This is a genomic window from uncultured Nocardioides sp., assembly GCF_947488025.1.
GTDB lineage: Bacteria > Actinomycetota > Actinomycetes > Propionibacteriales > Nocardioidaceae > Nocardioides.
This window is the reverse complement of record NZ_CANKYS010000001.1, coordinates 32,313-49,374: the sequence shown is the minus strand read 5'-3', so window position 1 is coordinate 49,374 and position 17,062 is coordinate 32,313. Positions and strand designations below refer to the sequence as shown.

The window sequence follows — 17,062 nt, the reverse complement described above, 5'->3', positions numbered from 1 at the left end:
CATGATCAGCGGATGACCACCGCGGAGACGTACGCCGACCTGGGCGAGGCCGCGTGGCGCTGGGTCCTCGACCAGGTGAGCTGGGACGATGGGCCGTGGATCCCGGTGTCGCTGGGCTTCGATGGTCGGGCCCACGACGGCGGGCCGCCCGAGGACCGCGACGGCATGCACAGCGGCGTCGGCGGCCTCGCGCACGTGCTCGCGGAGGTCCGCGAGACGCGTGAGTGGACCGCCGAGGAGCAGGCGCTCGCCGACGGGATCGTCGAGCGGGTCCGGCGTGGTCTCCCGACGACCGAGGTGTACTCCTACTTCGACGGCCTGGTCAGCGACATCGGTGTCCTGTCGGCGCTCGAGGCGGACGGGGCCGAGGAGGCGGTCGCCCGCCTCGCGGAGCTCGCCACCGACGACGGCTGGGAGCAGCCGTGGCTGGAGTCGCCGCCGTTCGCACCGCACACGCGGATCAACGACGTCACGCTCGGCACGGCCGGCAACCTGCTCGGGGCGGTCTGGGCGCACCGGCAGGGTGTCCCGGGTGCCGATGCGCTGGCGGCCAGGGCCGCGGGCATCCTGCTGGCAGAGGCGGAGCCGACGGAGGCAGGCACGAACTGGCGGTTCTTCCCGCGCCGCTTCGCCGACGACGTGCCTCCCGAGCGTCGCGACCGGCAGATGCCCAACTGGTCCCACGGCCTCGCCGGCATCGCCGCCTCGCTGGCGGTGGCCGGCTCCGAGCTGGGCAGGCCCGACCTCGTCGAGGCCGCGCGCAGCGGGGCCGAGCACCTCGTCACGCTGGGCGACGCGAGCGACGGCGGGTTCGTCGTGCCGCACGTGATCCCGAGCCAGGCCGACATGGACGAGGTCACCTGGACGTGGTGCCACGGCCCGACCGGCACCTCCCTGCTCTTCACCGCGCTCGAGCACGCCGGCGTCGGGTCGGTCGCGGGGGAGACGCCTGCGCAGTGGCACCGCCGCTGCCTGCGCAGCATCCGCACGTCGGGCGTCCCGGCGCGACTGCGGCCGGGCTTCTGGGACAACGACGGCCGCTGCTGCGGCACCGCCGGCGTGGGCGAGGTGTTCCTCGACGCCTGGCAGCGGCTCGGGGTCGAGGACGACCTGGCCTTCGCGCAGGTCCTCGGCGACGCGTTGGTCGAGCGGGCTGTCGTGGACTCCGACCGCGCGTGCTGGCGCTTCACCGAGCACCGCAACGACGACCCGCTCCTCCCGCCCGGCGTCGGCTGGATGCAGGGCGCGGCCGGCATCGCGGCGTACCTCCTGCGGCTCGCCCGGGTCCTCCGCGAGGGACGTACGACGCCTGCCGTCGCGCGGCTCGACACCTGGTGGAACCTGCCCTGAGCGTCCGGACCGTCGCACGTGCGGCCGGTCGGGGCTACGGCTCGATCAGCCCGGCCCGGATCGCGTATCGCGTCAGCTCGACCCGGTCGCGCATCCCGAGCTTGCCGAGGATGTTGGCCCGGTGGCCCTCGACGGTCTTGAGCGCGATGTGCAGCTCCTTGGCGATCTCGCGGGACGAGCGGCCCTCGGCGATCAGCTTGATCACCTGGTCCTCGCGGGCGGTGAGCACCGACGTCGGCACCCGCTCCCCGCGCCGCAGCCGGTCGAGGTAGTCGCGCACGAGCGTGCTCTCCGCGCCGGGGTAGAGGAAGGTCTCCCCGCGCATCGCCGCGCGGCAGGCGCCGACGAGGTCCTCGTCGGCGACGGACTTGAGGACGTACCCGCTCGCCCCGGCCTTCAGCGCACCGAAGAAGTACTGCTCGTTGTCGTGCATCGAGAGCATCAGGATCTTCGGCGGGTTGCGCCGCCGGCCGATCTCGGCCGCCGCCTGTAGGCCGGTCATCCGCGGCATGGCGATGTCGAGCACGACGAGGTCGACGTCGGTGTCGCGCACGCGCTCGACGGCCTCGGCCCCGTCGGCCGCCTCCGCGACGACGGTCAGGTCGGGCTCCTGCTCGAGGATGAGACGTACGCCGCGGCGCACCAGCGTGTGGTCGTCGGCGAGGAGGATCCGGATCATGCGACGACCTCCGCGGCCGTGCCGACGGGCACCTTGAGCCGCACGGTGGTGCCGTGGCGCGGCTGGCTGATCACCGACAGCTCGGCCTGGACGAGGGCGGCGCGCTCGCGCATGCCCATCAGGCCCGAGCCCTCGGAGAGGCCGGTGAAGCCGCGACCGTCGTCGCGGACCTCGAGCACGACGTGGGCGCCGAGCCGCTGCAGCGACAGCTCGACCGCGCGGGCGTCGGCGTGCCGGGCGGCGTTGGTCAACGCCTCCTGTGCCACGCGGTAGACGACCACTTCGGCCTCCGGGCTCAGTGCCGGCAGCCCGGGGGCGAACGAGCGCCGCACCGACGCCGAGCTGCGGTCGGCGAACTCCGTCGCCAGGGCGGCCAGCGCGCTCGCCAGGCCGAGGTCCTCCAGCACGCCGGGACGCAGCCGGCGCGCCACCCGGCGTACGTCGTCGAGGCCGGCGCGGGCACTCTCCCGCACGGCCGCCAGCTCGGGCACCAGCGCCGCCGGGGCCTGTGACTCGAGCTGCTTGAGGCCGAGCAGGACGACCGTCAGGCTCTGTCCCACCTCGTCGTGCAGCTCCTGGGCGATGCGGTGGCGCTCGGCCTCCTGCGCAGCCAGGGCGCGGGCATCGCCCAAGCGCCGCTCCTCGGCGAGGCGGGCGAGGAGCCCGTTGACGCTGCGCGCGATGCCGAGCACCGGGCCCGCTCCCTCCTCCGGGAGCTCGGTCGGCTCGAGGTGCTCGATGTCCTCGAGCCGCGCGATCAGGCGGTGCAGCGGCGCCAGCGCCCAGCGGATGAGGAGGGCGTTGGTCAGGATCATCACCACCAGCCCGACGCCGACGACGAGGAACTCCGAGGACACCGCGTCGGCGGAGACCCGGGCGGGGGAGAGGAGCAGCAGCAGCGCCGCGACCACGAGCACGACGCCGTTGATCAGGCAGATCGTCCAGAACAGCGGGAGGTGGCTGGGCAGACGCATGCCGACCAGCCTCCCATCCCGGGGCGCGGTCCCAGATGGGGTCGGGCACCCATGGTCGCGACCGCCCGGTCCGCGAAGACTCGGGGCATGCCGCCGCCGGACGAGAACACCGCCGTCGACCCCACCGGCGCCGCGTGGGTGGTGTGGCTGGTGGTGGTCGGGCCGGGGCTGCTGTTCGTCACGCTGACGTGCGTACGCCGCGTGGCACCCGGGGAGCTCGTCCTCGTGCTGCGACGGGGCGAGGTCGTGCGCGTGCGCGGCAACGGGTTCGTCACCCGCTGGCCCGGGCTGGAGCGGTTCGAGCGCGTGTCGACCGAGCCGTGCGTCCTGCCGCTGGTGGTGCGCTCACGCACGAGCGACGGCGTCGACGTCGTCGCCCTCGCCGACCTGACGGTGGTGATGCGCGACGTCGAGCCGGGTTCGGCGTACGTCCCGGCGACGCAGGCGGCGCGGCTGGCAGAGGACACCGTCGCGCGTGCCGTCGAGCAGCTCGAGGTGGAATCGCTGGTCGATGACCTCGAGACGCTCGCGACCCGGTGGCCCGGCCGGCTCACCCGCTTGCTCCCGTTCGGCACCGAGGCCACCGCGCTGTCGGTCACCCAGGTCGAGGCGCGGCTCACCGGGGGCGCGGCATGAACACCACCCCCTACCTGCTCGAGGTCGCGGTGTCGGTCGCACTCATCGCCTCGGCGATCGGCTTCGCCGTCGGGCTCGCGATCGGGCGCGGACGCCAGCCTCGCTGGCAGGAGAAGGGCAGCTTCGTCCACAAGGTCTCGATCGGGTTCGCGACCCTCGACCGGCTCGACGCGGTCCTGCTCCGCTTCGAGGTCGAGCCCGCCTCCCGGCTGGCCGGCGTCGAGGTCGCCGAGCTGCGGCTGCCGACCGGGTCGGCCGTCGCCATCCTGGCGCGCGGGAAGGAGGTCATCGTCCCCGACGCCCGCACGGTGCTGCGCACCGGCGACCAGGTCCTCGTCGTGGCAGCCCTCGGCCATGTCACCGAGGTGGAGGACCGGCTGCGGTCGGTCAGCCGCCACGGCCGCCTCGCGAGCTGGGCCGCATGATCCTCACCTCCGCGGCCCTGGCGGTCTTCATCGTCGCCTACGCCCTCATCGCCACCGAGCGCGTCCACCGCGTGGCCGCCGCCCTCGGCGGCGTGGCCGGCATGGTCGTCATCGGGCTCGTCGACGCGGGGACGGCGTTCTTCGACGAGCGCACCGGCGTCGACTGGAACGTGATCTTCCTGCTCTTCGGGATGATGATCATCGTCGGCGTGCTCAAGCAGACCGGGCTCTTCGAGTTCCTCGCGCTGTGGGCGGCCAAGAAGTCGGGCGGGCATCCCTACAAGCTGCTCGTGCTGCTGGTCCTGGTGGGCGCCGCCGTCGCGCCGATCCTCGACAACGTGACGTGCGTGCTGCTGGTCGCCCCGGTCACGCTGTCGGTCTGCCGGCGGCTCCAGCTGCCCTCGGCGCCGTACCTGATCTCCCTCATCCTGGCCTCGAACATCGGGGGGATGTCGACGCTGATCGGGGACCCGCCCAACATCATCATCGCCAGCCGGGCCGGGCTGACCTTCACCGACTTCCTCGTCCACTCGCTCCCGCTGACGATCGTCCTGCTCGTCCTCTTCGTGCTGATGGCGCGCTGGCTGTTCCGCAAGGACATGACCGTGATGGGCAACGTCCACGGCCTCGACGACCTCCGCCCCGTCGACGCGATCACCAACGTCAGGATGCTGCGCCGCTCGCTCGTGGTGCTGTTCCTCGTGATGGTCGCCTTCAGCCTCCACTCCGTCATGCACCTCGACCCCTCGGTGGTCGCGATGATGGGCGCCGGCGCGATGGTGCTGGTCTCGCGCACCGAGCCCGAGGAGTTCCTCGAGGAGGTGGAGTGGGCGACCCTCGCCTTCTTCATGGCGCTCTTCGTGCTCGTCGGGGCCCTCGTGCAGGTCGGCGTCATCGGCGCGATCAGCGAGTGGGCCGCCGAGGCCATGGGGGAGCGCCAGCTGCTCGGTGCGACCGCCCTGCTCTTCGGTTCGGGGATCGTCGGCGCCTTCGTCGACAACATCCCCTACACCACCGCGACGGTCCCCGTCGTCGAGGAGATGGTCGCCGGCACCGGGGCCTCGGGCGCGGACAGCCCGCTGTGGTGGGCCTTCGTGTTCGGGGCCGACCTCGGCGGCAACGCCACCGCCGTCGCGGCGGGGGCCAACGTCGTCGTGCTCGGCATCGCGGCCAAGGCGGGGGAGCCGATCAGCTTCTGGGGCTTCACCAGGTACGGCGTCGTGGTCACCGTGATGACGCTGCTGGTCGCCTGGGCGTACGTCTACCTGCGCTACTTCGCCTGGGCCTGAGGTCGGCGGTCCCGAGCACCAACACTTGCCAGCGAATCGCCGAGTCGTTGGCCGAATCTGCCGTGGGGTCCGTGTGAGCGGCGACACTAGGTTTGCGCCATGAGGGTCCTGCTCGCACTTGGTGGCAACGCCATGACCAACGCCGACGGCCGGGCGCGCCCCGAGGACCAGATCGAGGCGGCACAGGTCGCGATGGCTGCGGTCGCCGGCCTCCTGGAGCACGACCACGACGTCGTCATCACCCACGGCAACGGGCCCCAGGTCGGCAACCTGCTGGTCAAGAACGAGCTCGCCGCGAGCGTCGTACCCCCGGTCCCGCTCGACTGGTGCGGCGCCCAGACGCAGGCCACGCTCGGCTTCGTCCTGATGGACGCCCTCGACCGCGAGCTCGCCGCTCGGGGTATCGACCGGCGCAGCGCCGCGCTGGTGACCCGCACGCTCGTCGACGCCGACGACGACGGCTTCACCCACCCCACCAAGCCGATCGGACGCCACCTGCCGGAGGCGGAGGCCCGGGTGCTCATCGACCACGGCGAGAAGTGGGAGGACCGCGGTGAGAAGGGCTGGCGCCGCGTCGTCGCCTCGCCCGAGCCGCGGGAGATCCTCGACGCCCCCGCCGCGCTGGCCCTCATCGAGGCCGGGTTCGTCGTCGTCGCCAACGGCGGAGGCGGCATCCCGCACGTACGCCGTCCCGACGGGTCGCTCGTCGGCGTCGAGGCCGTCATCGACAAGGACCTCGGCGCCGCCCTGCTCGCCCGCACGACCAGGGCCGACGTGCTGGTCATCGCCACCGACGTGCCCAACGCGGTGATCCGCTGGGGCGAGCCCGACGCCGAGCCGCTCGGCCGGGTCACCGTCGCGGACCTGCGCGCCCACGCCGCCGACGGCCACTTCGCGACCGGCTCGATGGGGCCCAAGGTCGACGCGGTCTGCCGCTTCGTCGAGACCACCGGGGGCACGGGTGTCATCACCAGCCTCGACCAGATCACCGCCGCGGTTGCCGGAGACGCCGGCACCGTCGTCGTACCCACCTGACCGCAACGAAAGGAAGCACCGCATGCCCTCCGCCATCGAGGTCCGCAAGGTTCCCATCCACTCCGTGGCCGACGCCTCCGAGCTGACCAAGCTCGTCGACGACGGCGTCATCGCGGCCGACCGCGTCTTCGCGATCATCGGCAAGACCGAGGGCAACGGCGGCGTCAACGACTACACCCGGATCATCGCCGACCGCGCCTTCCGCGAGGCGCTGGTCGCCAAGGGCGCCGACCCGGAGCAGGTCAAGGGCATCCCGATCGTGTGGTCGGGCGGCACCGACGGCGTGATCAGCCCCCACGCCACGATCTTCGCGACCACCGACGTCCCCGAGGACGACCCGTCGCGCGAGGAGATGCGCCTGACCGCGGGCTTCGCGATGAGCGAGGCGATCCTGCCCGAGGAGATCGGCTACACGGCGATGATCGAGAAGGTCGCCGCCGGCGTGAAGGTCGCGATGGAGCGCGCCGGGATCACCGACCCCGCCGACGTGCACTACGTGCAGACCAAGACGCCGCTGCTGACCATCCACACCATCCGCGACGCCAAGTCGCGCGGCAAGAAGGTGTGGACCGAGCACACCCACGAGTCGATGGACCTCTCCAACGGCGTCACCGGCCTCGGCATCGCCGTCGCGCTCGGCGAGATCGAGATGCCGACCGACGCCGACGTCATGCACAACCGCGAGCTCTACTCCTCGGTGGCCTCGTGCTCCTCGGGCGTCGAGCTCGACCAGGCCCAGATCGTCGTCGTCGGCAACGCGAAGGGCGTCGGCGGCCGCTACCGCATCGGCCACTCGGTGATGGAGGACGCGCTCGACTCCGACGGCATCTGGGAGGCGATCCGCTCCGCCGGCCTCGACCTGCCCGAGCGCCCGCGCACCAGCGACCTCGACGGCAAGCTGGTCAACGTCTTCCTCAAGTGCGAGGCCAGCCAGGACGGCATGGTCCGCGGCCGTCGCAACGCGATGCTCGACGACTCCGACGTGCACTGGCACCGCCAGATCAAGTCGTGCGTCGGGGGTGTCACCGCCGCCGTCACCGGCGACCCGGCGGTCTTCGTCTCGGTCTCCGCGGCCCACCAGGGCCCCGAGGGCGGCGGCCCGGTCGCCGCGATCGTCGACCTCGGCTGAGGTTTCCTCCACATCCTCGCGCGGGGCCGGCAGGCGACTGTCGGTCCCGCGTGATGGGGTGTGGTCTGTGAGTACGACGACCCGCTACCGGCTGGTGGCCCCCGACCGCTCGGTCGTGGTGCCCGAGCTCGACGAGCACCAGCAGCGCGTCGTCGACCACCCGGGGGGCCCCCTCCTCGTGCTCGCCGGGCCCGGCACCGGCAAGACGACGACCCTGGTCGAGGCCATCGTCGACCGCATCGAGCAGCGCGGCGCCTCGCCCGACGCGGTGCTCGCGCTCACCTTCTCCCGCAAGGCCGCCGAGCAGCTGCGCGACCGGGTCACCGCCCGCGTCGCCCGCACGACCGCTGCGGCGTCGTGCTCGACGTTCCACTCCTTCGCCTACGCCCTGGTGAGGAAGTACGCACCGGCCGAGCTCTACGAGGGAGCCATCCGGCTCCTCTCGGCTCCCGAGGCCGACGTGGTGCTGCGCGAGCTGCTGCGCGACAACCCCGAGTCGGTCGTCTGGCCCGAGCCGCTGCGCCGGGCCGCCGGCACCCGGGGCTTCGTCCGGGAGGTGCAGGCCGTCCTGGCGCGAGCCCGGGAGAAGGGCCTCGACCCGTCCGGACTGCGTGCCCTCGGCATCGAGCACGACCTCCCGGAGCTGGTGGCCGCCGGCCTCTTCCTCGAGCAGTACCTCACCGTCCTCGACAACCTCGGCGCCACCGACTACTCCGACCTCATCCGGCGGGCCGTGATCGAGGCCGAGACCCACCGCGACGAGCTGCGGGCGCGCTGGCAGCACGTCTTCGTGGATGAGTACCAGGACACCGACCCCGGCCAGGTCGCCCTACTCAGAGCGCTGGCCGGCGACGGGCGTGACCTCACCGTGGTGGGCGACCCGCACCAGTCCATCTACGGCTTCCGCGGCGCCGACGTGCGCGGCATCCTCGACTTCCCGGCGAGCTTCCCGACCCGCGCCGGGGCGCCGGCCCCAGTCGTGGTGCTGCAGCGCACCCGGCGGTTCGGGTCGCGGATCCTGCTGGGTGCCGGTCGCGTGGCGAGCCGGCTGACGCTGACCGGCAGCATCTCCCCGGAAGCCCGCGACGCGTTCCTGTCTCCGGAGGCCGTCCCCGGTCCGCAGGGCGACGGCCGGGTCGAGGTCGTCACCTACGACACCGAGCGTGCCGAGGCCGAGCGGCTCGCCGACCTCCTGCGGCGCGCCCACCTCGAGGACGGCATCGCCTGGGACCGGATGGCCGTCCTGGTCCGCTCCGGCCGCACGAGCATCCCGCCGCTGCGGCGCGCCCTCGCCGCGGCCGGGGTCCCCGTCGAGGTGGCCTCCGACGACCTCCCCCTGGTCCGCGACCCGGCGGTCGTGCCGCTCCTCGACGGGCTGCGTGCCGTGGTCAACCTCGACAACGACGACCCCGACTCTCCCGACTTCCTCGACCCGGGCCGCATCGAGTCGCTGCTGCTGTCACCGCTCGGCGGGCTCGACGCGTCCGACCTGCGTGCCCTCGTGCGCCGCCTCCGCACGCGCGAGAAGGAGGTCGCCGACCCGTCGGTGCGGCGCACGTCGCGCGAGCTGCTGCGGCTCGCGGTCGTCGAGCCCGGGTTCCTCGACGGACTCGAGGGCCCCGACGTCCAACGGGCCGGCGCCCTCGCCGAGCTGCTGCGCGGAGCGGCGCGGATGCTGGAGGAGCGGGCAGGCGTCGAGGACGTGCTCTGGCACCTGTGGTCCGGCACCGGCTGGCCCGAGCGGCTGCGCCGGCAGGTCGACGTCGGAGGCGCGAGCACCCGACGGGCCCACCGCGACCTCGACGCGATCGTCGCGCTCTTCGACCTCGCCTCGCGTGCGGTCGACCAGCGCGACCACGTCGGCGTCGGCGCCTTCTTCGCCAGCGTCGTCGCCCAGCAGCTGCCCGCCGACACGCTCGCCGAGCAGGGCGTGCGCGGCGCGGCGGTCCGACTCCTCACCGCCCACCGCTCCAAGGGGCTCGAGTGGGACCTGGTCGTGGTCGCCCACGTGCAGCAGGAGGGCTGGCCCGACCTGCGCCGTCGTACGACCCTGCTCGGCGCCGACCGCATCGGGGTCGACGGCGCCGGACACCCCGACCTCGTCCCGCCCGTGACCACCCGGGCGCTGCTCATGGAGGAGCGTCGGCTGTTCTACGTCGCCTGCACCCGAGCCCGTCGTCGTCTCGTGGTGAGCGCGGTGCGGTCCCCGGACGACGACGGCGAGCAGCCCTCCCGGTTCCTCGAGGAGCTCGGCGTCACGATCGACCACCAGGACGGCCGGCCGCCGCGACCCCTGTCGTTGGGCGGCCTCGTGGCCGAGCTGCGGCGCACGGCTGCCGACCCCGACCTCACACCCGCGCTGCGCGAGGCAGCCGCCCGACGCCTCGCCGCGCTGGCCGCCGAGGAGGTCGGCGGGCGCCCGCTCGTGCCGGCCGCCGACCCGTCCACGTGGTGGGGCACCCGCAGCGCCACCCGGTCCGTCCAGCCGATCCGCGACCCCGACCGGCCCGTGCCGATCTCGGCCAGCATGCTCGAGTCGATCCTCGTCTGCCCCGCGCAGTGGTTCTTCGAGCGCGAGGCCGGCGGGGTCTCCGCGGTCCACCAGTCCGCCAACCTCGGCCAGGTCCTCCACGCGCTCGCCGAGCGGGTCGCCACCGGCGACCTGCCCGCCGAGGTCGAGCCGCTGATGGCCGAGGTCGAGGCCGTGTGGGACCGGCTCGCCTTCCGCACGCCGTGGTCGCGGCAGCGCGAGCTCGCCCGGATCCGCAAGGCCGTCGCTCGCTTCGTCCGCTGGCACCTCGACAACCCGCGCGAGTTCCTCGGTGCCGAGCAGCGCTTCCAGAGCGTCGTCGACGTCGACGGCCGCCCGGTCCTGCTGACCGGCTTCGCCGACCGCCTCGAGATCGACGACGCCGGCCGGGTGGTCGTCGTCGACTTCAAGAGCGCCCGCAGCGCTCCCACCGGGCCGTCCGTCGCGGGCAACCTGCAGCTCGCCCTCTACCAGTACGCCGTCGACACCGGGGCCCTGGACGAGTCCGCCGGTCGGCCCGTCGCCTCCGGCGGCGCCGAGCTGGTGCAGCTCGGCATCGACGACGACTCCGCGGGCGCCAAGGTGCAGCCCCAGCCGCCCCACGCCGAGGCCGGGCCCGAGCGCCTCACGCTCCGCACCGGCCTCGCCCGGGCGGCCGACCTCGTCCGCGCCGAGACCTTCCCCGCCACGACCGGTCCGCACTGCCGCGACTGCCCGTTCACGGCCATCTGCCCCGCCCGGGGCGCAGGGAGCGTGACCGTCCAGTGAGTCAGCTCCCCGCACCGGTCCGCCTCGACTCGCCCGAGGACCTCCGCGCCCTCATGGGCGCCACCCACGCCGCCAGCGACGAGCAGTGGGCCGCGATCACCTCGCCGCTGCGGCCCACGGTCGTGGTCGCGGGCGCCGGCAGCGGCAAGACCACGCTGATGGCGCAGCGCGTGGTGTGGCTGGTCGCGACCGGCAAGGTCCGTCCCGAGGAGGTCCTCGGCCTCACCTTCACCACCAAGGCCGCGGCCGAGCTGCGCCAGCGGGTCACCGCCGCGCTGGGCGCCGCGGGCCTGCTCGACCGGTCCGTGGTGGTCGAGGGGGAGGACGTCCTCGAGCCGACGGTCGCGACCTACCACGCCTATGCCGCCAACCTGCTGACCGACCACGGGCTCCGGATCGGCCACGAGCCCGACACCCGGGTCGTCTCCGACGCCTCGCGCTACCAGCTCGGCGCCCGGGTGATCGAGCGCTTCACCGGCCACATCGAGCTGCTGACCGACCACCCGGCGACCGCCATCCAGAACCTCCTCGCCCTCGACGGCGCGATGAGCGAGCACCTCGTCGACCCCGACGACGTACGCCGTGTCGACGCGGAGGCCCGGGGCGGGTTCGAGCGCGCCCTCGCCGAGGAGCAGGCCGGCAAGGCCCGCAAGACCTACCTCGATCCGCCGGCCAAGGCCATCAACGCGATCGACCGCCGTGCCGAGCTGCTGCAGCTCGTCACCGGCTACCGCCGGCTCAAGGCAGACCTCGGGCTGATGGACTTCGGCGACCAGATCGCGCTCGCTGCCCGGCTGGTCGAGGAGCAGCCCGAGGTGGGTGAGCTCGAGCGGGCGCGCTTCAAGGTGGTCCTGCTCGACGAGTACCAGGACACCTCGGTCGCCCAGGCCACGATGCTCGCCCGGCTCTTCTCCGGGCCCGATCCCGACCACGGGCTCGGCCACCCGGTGATGGCGGTGGGCGACCCGAACCAGGCGATCTACGGCTGGCGCGGTGCGTCGGTGTCCAACATCCTCAACTTCGCCGACACCTTCCCGGCCGCCGACGGCGCACCGGGCCGGTTGCCGCTGACCGTCAACCGGCGCTCCGACCGCCGCATCCTCGACGTCGCCAACCGGCTCGCCGAGCCGCTGCTCGCCGCCTACGGCGACAAGGTCGCCCGGCTGCGGGCGGCCGACAACGCCCAGGACGGCCACGTCGAGGCACACGTGTTCGAGCGCTCGGCCGACGAGCTCGGGTGGCTCGTGACCGAGGTGCAGCAGGTCCACGACGCCGGCACCGCCTGGGCCGAGATCGGGGTGCTCAGCCGCGACAACGCCCAGGGCGAGGAGGTCTACGACGCCCTCACCGCCGCGGGGATCCCGGTCGAGATCGTCGGCCTGTCGGGCCTGGTGCGGCTGCCCGAGGTGGCCGAGGTGGTCGCCACGCTGACGCTCATGCACGACGTCACGGCCAACTCCTCGATGCTCACGCTGCTGACCGGTCCGCGCTGGGCGATCGGCCCGCGCGACCTTCGCCTGCTGGCCGAGCGTGCGGCGGAGATCGCCGGTGTGCGGGGCCGCAAGGAGGCGGCGTCGATCGCCGACCAGCTGCTCCGGATCGCCGACGGCGTCGACCCTTCCGAGCTCCCCGCGCTCAGTGACGCCGTGGAGTCGCCGGGCGAGGCGGCCTACTCGGAGGAGGCGCTCGACCGGTTCGGCCTGCTGGCGGTGGAGCTGCGCCGCCTGCGCGCCCACGTCGGCGACCCGCTGCTCGACGTCGTACGCCGCATCATCGACACGACCGGCGTCGACGTGGAGCTCGCCTCTGCGACGTCGCAGGCAGCGGCCGCACGCCGTGACAACCTCGACCTGTTCGTCAAGGCCGTCGCGGAGTTCCAGTCCGTCGACGGTGACGTGACCCTGCCGGCGCTGCTGGCCTACCTGACCGCCGAGGACGACCAGGGCAACGGCCTCGACGTCGCCACCCCGACCGCAGCCGACTCCGTGAAGCTGCTGACGGTCCACCGTGCGAAGGGTCTCGAGTGGTCGTCGGTGTTCTGCGTCGGCGTGGGGGAGACCCGCTTCCCGAGCAACCGCTCGCGCACGCTGTGGACCTCGTCCCCGGCCGTGCTGCCGGCTCCGCTGCGCGGCGACCGGGCCGACCAGCCCCAGCTCGCCGGGCACGACAAGGCTGCCCTCGACGCCTACCGCGCCGCCACCAAGGCCCACGACGCGGAGGAGGAGCTCCGGCTGGGCTACGTCGCCTACACCCGCGCCGCCCACCACCTGGGCGTGACGTCCTACGTCTGGGGGCAGCGCTCGACGCCGTTCGGACCGTCGGACTACCAGCGGGTGGTGCGCGACCAGCTCGAGGAGTGGGGCCAGCCGGTCGAGCGGTGGCTCGACAAGCCGCCGCCGAAGTCGCCCAACCCCAACGACGACGTCGACACCTCTCGTCCGTGGCCGGTGCCCGGCACCGGTGAGGAGGCCCGTCGGCGGCTCGCGGCCGCCGAGCTCGTACGCTCCGTCGACCCCACCGCGCCCGACGAGGGCCTCGACATGCTCGAGGCCGCCCGCGTCGCCGAGTGGGACGACGACCTGGCCCAGCTGCTGGTCGAGGCCCGCGCCGAGCGCGCCACGACCGTCGAGCTCCGGCTGCCCAGCAGCCTGTCCGTCACCGCGTTGGCGCGGCTGCGCGAGGACCCGGAGGCGTTCGCCCGTGACCTGGCCCGGCCCATGCCGCGGCCGCCCGCGCCCGCGGCCCGTTTCGGCACCGCGTTCCACGCCTGGATCGAGCACCGCTTCGGCCAGCAGGCCCTGATCGAGCCCGACGAGCTGCCCGGCCGGGCCGACGCCGGCATCGACGACGAGGCCGACCTCGGCGAGGTCGTGAAGCGCTTCGAGGACGGCCCCTTCGGCGACCGGGCGCCGTACGCCGTCGAGGCACCCTTCGCGCTCGTCCTCGGCGGGCAGGTCGTCCGGGGCCGGATCGACGCCGTGTACGCCGAACCGGACGGCGGTTTCCTCGTCGTCGACTGGAAGACCAGCCGTCACGAGACGTCCGACCCCCTCCAGCTCGCGCTCTACCGCCTCGCCTGGTCCGAGCTCACCGGTACGCCCCTCGACCTGGTCCGCGCCGCCTTCCACTACGTCCGCTCCGGACGCACCGTCCCCCTCGACGACCTGCCCGCCCGCGCCGAGCTCGAGAAGCTGCTCGACGTCTGACCCGCCGTCCCGCGGGCGAGCGCGGTGCGTGAGGCAGGTTCTGGCGCCGCGGAACCTGCGTGGCTCACCGCCAGCCGGGCGAGCGGTGCGTGAGGCAGGTTCTGGCGCCGAGGAACGTGCGTGGCTCACCGCCAGCCGCGCCGGCGGTGGCCCACCTACGTTCCGGACGAGCGAAGTGTGGGTGGACCACCGTTCGCGGGAGCGTCGTACGTCGACACGCGGGGTGAGCGGTGCGTGAGGCAACTTCTGCCACCGCGGAACGTGCGTGGCTCACCGCCGCGCGGGCGAGCGGTGCGTGGGGCAGCTTCTGGCGCCGCGGAACCTGCGTGGCTCACCGCCAGCCGGGCGAGCGGTGGCCCACCTACGTTCCCGGCAAGCAAAAGGTGGGTGGACCACCGCCAGCGGACGCGTCGTACGTCGACACGCGGGGCAGCGGTGGCCCACCCACGTTCCTGGCGAGCAAAAGGTCGGTGGACCACCGCCCGCGGGAGCGTCGTACGCCGTCAGCGGAGGGCGGCGGTCAGCGCGATCTCGACCATCTCGCCGAAGGTCTGCTCGCGCTCCTGGGAGGTGGTCTCCTCACCGGTGACGATGTGGTCGGAGACCGTGCAGATCGCGAGCGCGCGGCGGCCGTGCTTGGCGGCGAGGGTGTAGAGCGCGCTGGCCTCCATCTCGACGGCCAGGACGCCGTACTTCACGATCTCGCCGAGCAGCTCGGGGCGGGCCGCGTAGAACGAGTCGCTGGAGAAGATCAGGCCGACGTGGAAGGGCGAGCCGCCCTCGCGGGCCTCGGCGGCCTCGACCGCGCCGCGCAGCAGGCCGAAGTCGGCGACCGGCGCGTAGTCGATGCCGTGGAAGGCGATGCGGTTCATCGAGGAGTCGGTGCACGCACCGGAGGCGATGACGACGTCACGCACCCCGACGCGGTCGGTGACGGCGCCGCACGAGCCGACGCGGACGATGGACTGCACGTCGTACTCGTTGAAGAGCTCGTGCACGTAGATCGACATCGACGGCTGGCCCATCCCGGAGCCCTGCACGGAGACCGGGTGGCCGTTCCACGTGCCGGTGAAGCCGTACATCCCGCGCACCTCGCTGTAGCAGCGCGCGTCGTCGAGGAACGTCTCGGCGATCCACCTGGCCCGCAGGGGATCGCCGGGCAGCAGGACGGTGGGGGCGATGTCGCCGGGCTGGGCGCCGATGTGGGTGCTCACGGCGCCCAGCCTAGGGACAAGGGCTGGACACGGACACGGACACGGACGCCGCAGTGAGCATGAGAATCATTCACGTCACAGATGAGAATGATTGTCAAAGAGGTACGGCGCTAGCCTGACGTGGTGAGTCCCGAACGCCTCCTGCCGCACGTCGCCCTCTCCCTCCACGCGCACAACCGGATGGGCCTGCGGCGCACTGACGAGGCGTGGCTCGCCGAGCAGATGTCCGACCCGGCGACCCGTGTCCTGGTGGTGGCCGGCAACCGGCTCCGCCCGGTCGACGGAGCCGTCCAGTGGGTCGGCCCCGACGAGGCGCCCGAGGGCACCCTCGTCCTGCTGGGCGATCGCGACGGCGTGGTCCACGTGGCCGTCATCGTGCCGCCCGACCGTGCGCCGGGCGAGGCGGAGGAGTGGGTGCCGCTGCGCTCGGTGCTGACCCTCCTCGCCGACGGCACGGCCCAGCAGGCGCCGCTGGTGATGCACGCCGTCGGCCTGGCGGAGTGGCACCACGCCACGCGCTTCTGCCCGCGGTGCGGCGGCTCCCTGGCCAGCCGCGCCGCCGGTCACGAGCTGCGCTGCACGCAGTGCGACCGCGCCCAGTTCCCCCGCACCGACCCGGCGGTGATCATGGCGATCACCCACGGCGAGGGCGACGACGAGGCGATCCTGCTCGGCCGCAACACCGCCTGGCCCCCGGGACGCTGGTCCACCCTCGCCGGCTTCTGCGAGCCGGGGGAGACCCTCGAGGACGCCGTACGCCGTGAGGTGCACGAGGAGGTCGGCGTGCGGGTGGGCGAGGTGTCCTACTTCGGCAGCCAGCCCTGGCCGCTCCCGGCCAGCCTGATGCTGGGGTTCACCGGGCGCGCGTCGACGACCGACATCGACGTCGACGGGTCGGAGATCGAGGAGGCGCGGTGGTGGACGCGCGGCGACTTCGAGGCCGCCGGCCGCTCGGGGGAGCTCGTCGTGCCCCGCGGCATCTCGATCTCCTCGTCGCTCATCGAGACCTGGTTCGGACGCCCGCTCGACGGCCCCGGCTGGGGCTGACGTCGACGCCGGTCAGGCGCAGTTGTCGCAGATGCCCGTGGCGGGCAGCGCGAGGAAGCAGGTCGGGCACAGCTTGTCGACCCGGTCGCTGGCGGCGACCCGCGGGCGGGAGGTCATCGCACGCGGGGTGGTCGCCCGCGGCGCACGAGGCGTGGTCGAGCGCGTGCCCGGCACCCGCTGCGGAGCCGGCGGCGAGTCGTCGCGGACGTCGAAGCCCAGCCGGACGAGGTGCTTGCTCGCCCCGGCCGAGCCGCCCGGGATGTCGGCGGGGGTGAGGGTGCGCCCGGTCGCGAGGCCGTGGGCGATGCCGGCGATGGCCGCGGCGTCGTACTCCTTGCCGTGGTGCCTCAGCACGTGCGTCGAGACGCCGCCGCGCACCAGCATGTAGTTGGCCCCACCCGCTGCGTCCCAGGTCTCCATCGCGGTGAGGACGTGGTCGCGGTCGATCGAGTTCAGCAGTGACACGACGTCAGGCTAACCCCGGGACGGCCTCGGCTCCACGCCAGCGTCACGACAGCGCGGCCAGCTTCTCCTTGACCTGCACCACCGACGGGTTCGTCAGCGTGCTGCCGTCGGAGAAGAGCAGGGTCGGGACGGTCTGGTTGCCACCGTTGGCCTGCTCGACGGTGAACGCGGCCTCCGGCTCCTGCTCGATGTCGACGATCGAGAACTCGATGCCCTCGCGGTCGAGCTGGCTCTTGAGGCGGTGGCAGTATCCGCACCACGGGGTGCTGAACATGGTGAAGGTCATGGGATGGAGTGTCCCCTCCGGCGTCTAGG

At 73.3% G+C, this 17,062-nt stretch carries 14 protein-coding genes; 9 read left to right on the top strand and 5 right to left on the bottom strand.

What is annotated here, in order from left to right:
* Positions 1–12 precede the first annotated feature (12 nt).
* Positions 13–1,350, top strand: coding sequence for a lanthionine synthetase LanC family protein (locus tag Q1B24_RS00175; protein WP_299921914.1), 1,338 nt, complete (start codon positions 13–15; stop codon positions 1,348–1,350).
* Between the two features lie 34 nt (positions 1,351–1,384).
* Here the strand turns inward: Q1B24_RS00175 and Q1B24_RS00170 are convergent, their stop codons facing one another.
* A complete protein-coding gene (locus Q1B24_RS00170) occupies positions 1,385–2,029 on the bottom strand; it encodes a response regulator transcription factor (protein WP_299921912.1) in 645 nt (214 codons plus the stop codon).
* Complete coding sequence (locus Q1B24_RS00165) at positions 2,026–3,003, bottom strand: sensor histidine kinase (RefSeq protein ID WP_299921910.1); 978 nt, start codon at positions 3,001–3,003, stop codon at positions 2,026–2,028. Before Q1B24_RS00165 ends, Q1B24_RS00170 begins: the two co-directional genes overlap by 4 nt.
* A gap of 87 nt (positions 3,004–3,090) precedes the next feature.
* On the opposite strand from Q1B24_RS00165, the gene Q1B24_RS00160 reads away from it, so the two are divergent.
* From Q1B24_RS00160 to Q1B24_RS00130, 7 genes are all read left to right on the top strand, one after another.
* Positions 3,091–3,639 carry an SPFH domain-containing protein gene (locus Q1B24_RS00160; RefSeq protein WP_299921907.1) on the top strand — a complete coding sequence of 183 codons (549 nt, stop codon included), beginning with the start codon at positions 3,091–3,093 and terminating at the stop codon, positions 3,637–3,639.
* Entirely contained in the window at positions 3,636–4,064 is a 429-nt protein-coding gene (locus Q1B24_RS00155; protein WP_299921905.1) for a TrkA C-terminal domain-containing protein, read from the top strand. The genes Q1B24_RS00160 and Q1B24_RS00155 overlap by 4 nt, the downstream gene beginning before the upstream one ends.
* On the top strand, positions 4,061–5,353 hold the full coding sequence (locus Q1B24_RS00150; RefSeq protein ID WP_366916397.1) for an ArsB/NhaD family transporter: 1,293 nt from the start codon (positions 4,061–4,063) through the stop codon (positions 5,351–5,353). The genes Q1B24_RS00155 and Q1B24_RS00150 overlap by 4 nt, the downstream gene beginning before the upstream one ends.
* A gap of 99 nt (positions 5,354–5,452) precedes the next feature.
* Positions 5,453–6,388 carry a carbamate kinase gene (gene arcC, locus Q1B24_RS00145; protein ID WP_299921903.1) on the top strand — a complete coding sequence of 312 codons (936 nt, stop codon included), beginning with the start codon at positions 5,453–5,455 and terminating at the stop codon, positions 6,386–6,388.
* Between the two features lie 22 nt (positions 6,389–6,410).
* On the top strand, positions 6,411–7,517 hold the full coding sequence (locus Q1B24_RS00140) for a ring-opening amidohydrolase (protein WP_299921901.1): 1,107 nt from the start codon (positions 6,411–6,413) through the stop codon (positions 7,515–7,517).
* A gap of 67 nt (positions 7,518–7,584) precedes the next feature.
* Positions 7,585–10,815: an ATP-dependent DNA helicase gene (locus Q1B24_RS00135; protein ID WP_299921899.1), complete on the top strand. Its 3,231-nt coding sequence runs from the start codon at positions 7,585–7,587 to the stop codon at positions 10,813–10,815.
* Complete coding sequence (locus Q1B24_RS00130; RefSeq protein WP_299921897.1) at positions 10,812–14,021, top strand: ATP-dependent DNA helicase; 3,210 nt, start codon at positions 10,812–10,814, stop codon at positions 14,019–14,021. Before Q1B24_RS00135 ends, Q1B24_RS00130 begins: the two co-directional genes overlap by 4 nt.
* A 503-nt stretch (positions 14,022–14,524) precedes the next feature.
* Here Q1B24_RS00130 and deoD read toward each other — a convergent pair.
* Positions 14,525–15,235 carry a purine-nucleoside phosphorylase gene (deoD, locus tag Q1B24_RS00125; protein ID WP_299921895.1) on the bottom strand — a complete coding sequence of 237 codons (711 nt, stop codon included), beginning with the start codon at positions 15,233–15,235 and terminating at the stop codon, positions 14,525–14,527.
* Positions 15,236–15,358: 123 nt separating this feature from the next.
* Here deoD and nudC point away from each other — a divergent pair, with 123 nt between their 5' ends.
* The gene (gene nudC, locus Q1B24_RS00120; protein WP_299921893.1) at positions 15,359–16,282 is read left to right on the top strand and encodes an NAD(+) diphosphatase; all 924 of its coding nucleotides are present in this window, start codon (positions 15,359–15,361) and stop codon (positions 16,280–16,282) included.
* Positions 16,283–16,294: 12 nt separating this feature from the next.
* On the opposite strand, the gene Q1B24_RS00115 is transcribed toward nudC, so the two are convergent.
* Both Q1B24_RS00115 and Q1B24_RS00110 read right to left on the bottom strand, forming a co-directional pair.
* Positions 16,295–16,747: a hypothetical protein gene (locus Q1B24_RS00115; RefSeq protein WP_299921891.1), complete on the bottom strand. Its 453-nt coding sequence runs from the start codon at positions 16,745–16,747 to the stop codon at positions 16,295–16,297.
* 43 nt (positions 16,748–16,790) lie between these two features.
* On the bottom strand, positions 16,791–17,033 hold the full coding sequence (locus Q1B24_RS00110) for a mycoredoxin (RefSeq protein WP_299921889.1): 243 nt from the start codon (positions 17,031–17,033) through the stop codon (positions 16,791–16,793).
* Between the last annotated feature and the right edge of the window lie 29 nt (positions 17,034–17,062).

Bases quoted from the DNA above. Each gene is read 5' to 3' on its own strand.
- arcC (WP_299921903.1), top strand. From the start codon at position 5,453: ATGAGGGTCCTGCTCGCACTTGGTGGCAACGCCATGACCAACGCCGAC.
- Q1B24_RS00110 (WP_299921889.1), bottom strand. From the start codon at position 17,033: ATGACCTTCACCATGTTCAGCACCCCGTGGTGCGGATACTGCCACCGC.
- Q1B24_RS00155 (WP_299921905.1), top strand. From the start codon at position 3,636: ATGAACACCACCCCCTACCTGCTCGAGGTCGCGGTGTCGGTCGCACTC.
- Q1B24_RS00140 (WP_299921901.1), top strand. From the start codon at position 6,411: ATGCCCTCCGCCATCGAGGTCCGCAAGGTTCCCATCCACTCCGTGGCC.
- Q1B24_RS00160 (WP_299921907.1), top strand. From the start codon at position 3,091: ATGCCGCCGCCGGACGAGAACACCGCCGTCGACCCCACCGGCGCCGCG.
- Q1B24_RS00175 (WP_299921914.1), top strand. From the start codon at position 13: ATGACCACCGCGGAGACGTACGCCGACCTGGGCGAGGCCGCGTGGCGC.
- Q1B24_RS00165 (WP_299921910.1), bottom strand. From the start codon at position 3,003: ATGCGTCTGCCCAGCCACCTCCCGCTGTTCTGGACGATCTGCCTGATC.
- Q1B24_RS00170 (WP_299921912.1), bottom strand. From the start codon at position 2,029: ATGATCCGGATCCTCCTCGCCGACGACCACACGCTGGTGCGCCGCGGC.
- Q1B24_RS00150 (WP_366916397.1), top strand. From the start codon at position 4,061: ATGATCCTCACCTCCGCGGCCCTGGCGGTCTTCATCGTCGCCTACGCC.